Raw genomic sequence first — 1,406 nt, forward strand, 5'->3', positions numbered from 1 at the left:
GCCTTGCGGTACTCCTTTTTCTGTTTTCTCAAACATTCCATTATTTATTACTCCTGCATTTAGATATTTGTGTATAAGTGATATTACTCTATTATCTTTTATTGTTCTTGATAATATTTCTATTAGCTTACTTTGGCATACTGTGTCAAAGAATTTCTCTAAGTCCATATCTACCACGTATGCATATCCCTCATCTACATTTTTACAGCATTTCTTTAGTGCTCCATGTGCACTTTTATTAGGTCTGAATCCATAGCTATTTTCTGAAAACTGCTTTTCGTAGATTGGTGATAATATCCCTGTTATTGCTTGTTGTATTACCCTATCTACTACTGTTGGTATTCCTAGTTTTCTTACTTTACCCTTTTCTTCTTTTGGTATTTCTACTCTACGAACTGGATTAGGTTTATATTTACCTTCTCTTATTTGCTTGATTAAGGCTGTTTTGTTATCTTTAAGGAACGTTAGAAGTTCATCTACGCTCATCTTATCAACTCCTCCACTACCTTTATTAGATTTTACTTTCTTATAAGCTTTATTTAGATTATTTCGGTGTAAAATCTTTTCTAGCAATTCCATATCTTGAAAATCTGTGATAAGATGGTTGTTTTCAGCAATCTTCTCATGAATCAACACTTCTACATACTCTTTCGATTCCGTCGATACCATTTGTAGATAATCTTCCTTTTGAAGTTTTCTGTTTTTCACTCCATGATTAGTTACTTTCATTTACTCATCTCTCCTAAAGTTCCGTCCTTCCTCTAACATTTGCAACTGTTAAAGTACTATGACTTCTGCTGACTTCTTACGATAAATCTTATTTCAACCATAACTACGAATTTTATATCGTTTGTGTTATATCCGTAAGACCTCCCCAGGTAAGAACACAATCTTCCTCTCCATATATCTGCCATATTTACAGTTACTATCTCCGAGTAGTTATTGGACTTTGACTTGTTTGGCAGCCTTATCCATAGCATCTGCCTGATATGGTTTCTGTTCGTCAGACCAGAGATTTGCCCTCCGACTTCCTTCAGATTCCTTGTCACCAAGGACACCCTTGTCATTGGCTATACGCTTACCACTACTAGGTCGCGTTAGGGACTCTAACCCATTAGATTGTGCCCATGCTGGGCACACCAAAAAACCGATAAGACATTGTATATTTGTCTTATCGGTTTACGCGTTTATTATTTTATTATATAGCCAAATCAACTTATTTATGATATTTGAATTTTCTACCAATTTTCATTAAAAGAAAACTTATAAATAACACCACAGCACCAATAAATACAGATATGACTGATGTAAAAATCGGCACATCCATATCAACGATAGCTTTAATATGAGGATCACGTATCAACATCATAGCTGCAATCAGTCCTATAGGTATTACAAATGGTATT

General features: G+C 34.5%; 3 protein-coding genes. All 3 read right to left on the minus strand.

What is annotated here, in order from left to right; translation table 11 throughout:
• On the minus strand, positions 1–729 hold a 729-nt coding region (locus tag ACX6CF_RS24015; protein ID WP_458787911.1), incomplete at its 3' end, for a reverse transcriptase domain-containing protein.
• 210 nt (positions 730–939) lie between these two features.
• A complete protein-coding gene (locus ACX6CF_RS24020; protein ID WP_458787912.1) occupies positions 940–1,140 on the minus strand; it encodes a hypothetical protein in 201 nt (66 codons plus the stop codon).
• A 76-nt stretch (positions 1,141–1,216) separates the two neighbouring features.
• Positions 1,217–1,406: hypothetical protein (locus ACX6CF_RS24025; protein ID WP_458787913.1), on the minus strand; the 190-nt coding region annotated here is incomplete at its 5' end.

It is taken from the genome of Vallitalea sediminicola, assembly GCF_054408565.1.